The organism is Streptomyces sp. CC224B, from assembly GCF_030010595.1.
Taxonomy (GTDB): domain Bacteria; phylum Actinomycetota; class Actinomycetes; order Streptomycetales; family Streptomycetaceae; genus Streptomyces; species Streptomyces longispororuber.
Window position 1 is genome coordinate 1 of the sequence record NZ_JASCXL010000217.1, and the last position, 4667, is coordinate 4667.

Annotated in this window: 2 protein-coding genes and 1 pseudogene; 2 read left to right on the forward strand and 1 reads right to left on the reverse strand. The window is 78.1% G+C overall.

Features of this window, described 5'->3' with window-relative positions; all coding sequences use genetic code 11:
• Both QK440_RS40745 and QK440_RS40750 read left to right on the forward strand, forming a co-directional pair.
• Positions 1–677: pseudogene (locus tag QK440_RS40745) on the forward strand (TPM domain-containing protein); the annotation flags it as partial.
• A 71-nt stretch (positions 678–748) separates the two neighbouring features.
• Complete coding sequence (locus tag QK440_RS40750) at positions 749–1453, forward strand: PspA/IM30 family protein (RefSeq protein WP_282798312.1); 705 nt, start codon at positions 749–751, stop codon at positions 1451–1453.
• Between the two features lie 108 nt (positions 1454–1561).
• Here QK440_RS40750 and QK440_RS40755 read toward each other — a convergent pair whose 3' ends face one another.
• Positions 1562–4384 carry a SpoIIE family protein phosphatase gene (locus QK440_RS40755; protein WP_282798313.1) on the reverse strand — a complete coding sequence of 941 codons (2823 nt, stop codon included), beginning with the start codon at positions 4382–4384 and terminating at the stop codon, positions 1562–1564.
• Between the last annotated feature and the right edge of the window lie 283 nt (positions 4385–4667).

Consider the following 4667-nt stretch of genomic DNA (forward strand, 5'->3'; position numbering starts at 1 on the left):
TCCGGGACGCGGCGGCGGGCGGGCCGGCCGCCGGGCTGCGCGACCTGCTCGCGCGCGCCGACGCCGTGGTGGCACAGGCCGAGCGGGCCCGGGCGGCGGGCGCGTACGACCCGGTCGACCTGCTGCGCCGCGTCACGGAGGCCGACGCGGCGCTCGACCACGCCCTGGCCGCGGCAGGGGGGCGCGAGGCCGCCGCCGACCGGGCCGACGCGCTCCTCGGCCCGGCCCTGCTCGTCGCGCGCGGTACGGTCGCCACCGCCCGGGAGCAGGTGACGACGCACCTCGGCGCGGTGGGCGCCGAGGCCCGGACCCGGCTCGCGGAGGCCGAGCGCCATCTGGAGCGGGCGGAGGGGCACGGCGGCCGGGTCGACCCCCGCGCGGCCCGCTTCCCCGCCCCGGCGTCGCCCGTCGCCGCGCTCGTGGACGCCCGGCGCGCCGACGCCCTGGCCCGGCAGGCCCGGACCCTCGCCGAGCGGGATGTGCGCGCGTACGGCCACCCGGACGGCGGCGAGCCCGGTGACGGCGTGGGCGGGGCCGTCCTGGGCGGGATCCTGCGCGGGCCGGCCGGTGACGGGAGCGGGCCCGGTGGCGGCGGACCCGCTGGCGGCGGGCCCCGTGACGGCGGGCCCGGCGCCTTCGGCGGGACGAGGACGCGGGGGCGGACAGGGAGCGGCTGACGGCTCCGGGCACGGGCCCGGTCCCCGTACTTCGTACCTCGTACCTCGTACAGCGCACAGGAGGCGGCGGCATGACCAAGCAGACGATCCTCGGGCGGGTGACGCAGCTCGCGAAGGCGCGTACGCACACCCTGCTCGACCTGGCCGAGGACCCGAGGGACGTCTTCGAGCGGCTGGTCCGCGACTACACGGACACCATCGAGGAGGCGGAGCGGGCCGCCGCGGCGGCCGCCGCCGACCTGCGGCTGCTGCGGCAGGACCAGGAGGAGGACCGACGGGCCGCCGTCGCCTGGGGCGCGCGGGCGCGGGACACGAGCCGCAGGGCGGACGTGCTGCGGGCGGCCGGGAGCGCCGCGGCGGCCGACCGGTTCGACCGCCTCGCGAAGGTCGCCCTGGGGCGGCAGGTGCGCGCGGAGCGGGAGGCCGCCGACGCCGAGCCGGTGATCGCCGCGCAGGGCGACATGGTCGCCCGCCTGAAGGAGGGCCTGGACTCGATGAGGATCAAGCTGACGGAGCTGCGCTCGGCGCGGGACCGGGTGGCGGCCCGCGCCCGGGCCGGTACGGGGGCGCCCGGCGGCACCGGGGGCGCGGACGTGCTGGACCCGCGCGGTGAGCTCGGCCGGTTCGAGGAGAAGGTGTGCAGGGAGGAGGCGCGGGCGCTGGGCCGGCCGGAACCGGCGGCGTCGCCGCTGGACGACCAGTTCGAGCGGGTGGAGAGCCTGGCCGACGAGGCGGAGGTCGAGGCGCGGCTGGCCGCGCTGAAGGCCACGACGTGACTCGCCGCGACGTACGGGCCGCGACGTACGGGCCACGACGTGACGGGCCGGGGCGCGCCGGGCGGGAGCGCCCCGGGTGGAAGCGTCCCGGGTGGAAGCGTCCCGGGCTCAGAACAGGCTCATCAGCGCCTCCGCCGCGTCCATCGGGGGTGTGCCGCCGCCCGGCAGCGGCAGTTCGAACCAGACCGTCTTGCCGCGCGGGGTGCGGCGTGAGCCCCAGGCCGCGCTGAGCAGCCCGACGAGCTGGAGGCCGCGGCCGCCCTCGTCGGTGTCGCGGGCGCGGCGGCGGCGCGGCTGGACCAGGCCCGCGTCCCAGACCTCGCAGACCAGGGTGCGGTCGAGCAGCAGCCGCAGCCGGATCTCGCCCTCGCCGTACCGCAGGGCGTTGGTGACCAGCTCGCTGACGAGGAGTTCGGCGGTGTCGACGAGCGGTTCGAGGTCCCACTCGCGCAGCCGCGCGCACGCCAGCTCCCGGGCGTGGCCGACCGAGCGCGGCTCGCGCGGCAGGGTCCAGTCGCCGACGTGCTCGGCGGGCAGCCCCTGCACGCGCGCCATGAGCAGCGCGATGTCGTCCTCGCCGTGGTGGGTGTCGAGGGTGCTGAGGACGTGGTCGCAGATGTCCTCCAGGGCCTGCGCCGGTTCGGCGAGGGCGCCGACGAACGCGTTCAGGCCCTCGTCGAGGGGGTGGTCGCGGGACTCGACGAGGCCGTCGGTGTACAGGGCGAGCAGGGCGCCCTCGGGCAGGTCGACCTCGACCTCCTCGAAGGGCTCGCCGCCGACGCCGAGCGGCATCCCCGGGGGCACGTCGAGCATGAGCGCGCTCTCGCCGGGCTCCACCAGGACGGGCGGCAGGTGGCCCGCGTTGGCGATGGTGACGCGGCGCGTGACGGCGTCGTACACCGCGTACACGCAGGTCGCCAGGTACACCTCGGCGAGGTCGTCGGTGTCGCGGTCGGTGCGGGCGCCGGACCGCCGGGGCCCCGCGGGGTTGCCGAGGCCGCGGGCGATCTCGTCGAGCGCGGCGAGCACGTCCGCGGGTTCCAGGTCGAGCAGCGCGAGGGTGCGTACGGCGGAGCGCAGCTCGCCCATGGCGACGGCGGCGCGCAGGCCGCGGCCCATGACGTCGCCGACGACGAGCGCGGTGCGGTGGCCGGGCAGTTCGATGACGTCGAACCAGTCGCCGCCGACCTCGGTGGCGGTGTTGCCCGGCAGGTAGCGGCAGGCGATGTCGAGCCCGGCCGCCTCCGGGTCGCCGGGCGGCAGCAGGGAGCGCTGGAGGATGAGGGCGCGCTCGTGCTCGCGGCGGTAGAGGCGCGCGTTGTCGATGCAGACGGCGGCGCGCGCGGCGAGCTCCACGGCGAGCGCCCGGTCGCGTTCGCCGAACGGCTCGCTGCCCTTCGTACGGGAGAACTGCGCGAGGCCCACGACGGTGTCGTGCGCGACCATCGGGACGGCCAGGGTGGACTGGATGAGGCCGTTGGTCAGCCGGCTCGGCCCGCAGTCGTCCCCGGCGATCAGCCGGGGCCGGGCGGCGCGCAGGGCGTCGGCACAGGGCGAGGTGAAGGGGTAGCGGTGCACGGAGCCGACGTCGATGGGGCCGGTGCCCTCCGGGAAGGGCGCGTCGGCGACGGCGCTGGCGAAGGCGACGCGGCGCAGTTCGGCGCTGCCGTCGGCGAGGCTCTGGCGGATGTGCGCGGTCTCGTCGCCGTCGAGCAGGCCCTGGTACAGGTCGACGGAGGCCAGGTCGCAGAAGCCGGGGACGGTGACGTCGAGGAGTTCGCGGGCGGTGGTCTCCAGGTCGAGGGAGTTGCCGATGCGGGCGCCCGCCTCGTTCAGGAGGGCGAGGTTGCGGCGGGCGTGCGCGGCCTCGCGGGCGGCGGCGTGCCGGCTGGTGACGTCGTTGCCGAGGCCCGCGACCCCGATGGGGCGGCCGGAGCCGCTGTGCACGCGGTAGAGGTTGATGGACCAGTGGCGGCGCTCGCTGCTGCCCGGCGCGGGCCCGACGATCTGCATGTCCGTGACGGCCTCGCCGGTCTCCAGGACGCGGCGCAGCGCGGCCTGCATGCGGTCGGCCTCGTGGCGGGGCAGGTAGTCGTGGACGGTGCGGCCGCGGTGGTCCTCCGTCTCGCCACCGAAGACGGCGGCGAAGCGGCGGTTGGTGCGCTGCACCTTGAGGTCCGTGCCGAACAGCAGGAAGCCGAAAGGGGACTGCCCGAAGATGGCCTGCGAGGCCGCGAGGTCCGTCTCGATCCGCCGCAGCGCCCGTACGTCGACGACGATGCAGACGGCGGACCGCTCGCCGTCCGGCGTCCTGGCGGGCATGACGTAGACCTCGGCGACGCCTTCCCGCACGGGGGCGCCTTCCCGCACGGAAGCGCCGGGGCCGGGGCCGCGCTCGGCCGACGACTGCCGCGCGGCGCCGTGGGCCCGCGCGTCGGCGCCGGAGGGGCGCTCGGCGGTGCCGGGAGTCCGTCCGCCGGTGCCCGGAGCCCGCTCCTCGGTGCCGGGCGGCCACTCCTGGGTGCCGCACGTCCAGCCCTCGGCGTTGGGAGTCCGCTCGCCGGCCGCGGGCGTCCGGTCCCCGGGTCCGGCCGTCCGGTCCTCGGACCGGGCCGTCCGGTCCTCGGGGGCGCGCGACCGCGCCCCGCCCCCGTGCGGGCGCTCGTCGGCCGCGGGCAGACGGAAGGGGACCGCCCCCGTCCACTCCCGCCCGTCGAGGATCTCGGCCATCTTGCGGTGGCCGCGCGGCCGCAGCTCCTGCGGTACGAACGCCTCGATCGGGTCCTTGCCGACGGCGTCCCGCGCGGCCACGCCGAACAGCCGCTCGGCGCGCTCGCTCCACTGGTCGACGAGCCCGTCCGGGCCGATCGAGAACGACGCCACCCTGATGTAGTCGTAGAGGGACCCCGGAGGGCTGCCCTGCCAGACGATGTCGCCCCCGGCGGGGGGTGGGCCCTCGACGCGCGCGGGGGTGCCGCCGACGCCGGGGCCGCGCGTGTCGACGCCGTCCCGGGGCGCGGCTACGCCAGGTGCCGCACCGCTGGTTACCGCCCCGGGCGCGCCGCCGCCTACGCCGTCGCCGCCGCCCGGCCGCGCGGCGCCGCCCGCCTCCTCCGGTACGCGGGGCGCGGCAGCCCCCAGCGTGTCGTCGGGGGCGTCGCGCGCGGCGCCCTGGGGCGTGCCGGGGGAGCGCTCGGGTCCGGTGGCGCCCGTG

Bases quoted from the DNA above. Each gene is read 5' to 3' on its own strand.
- QK440_RS40750 (WP_282798312.1), top strand. From the start codon at position 749: ATGACCAAGCAGACGATCCTCGGGCGGGTGACGCAGCTCGCGAAGGCG.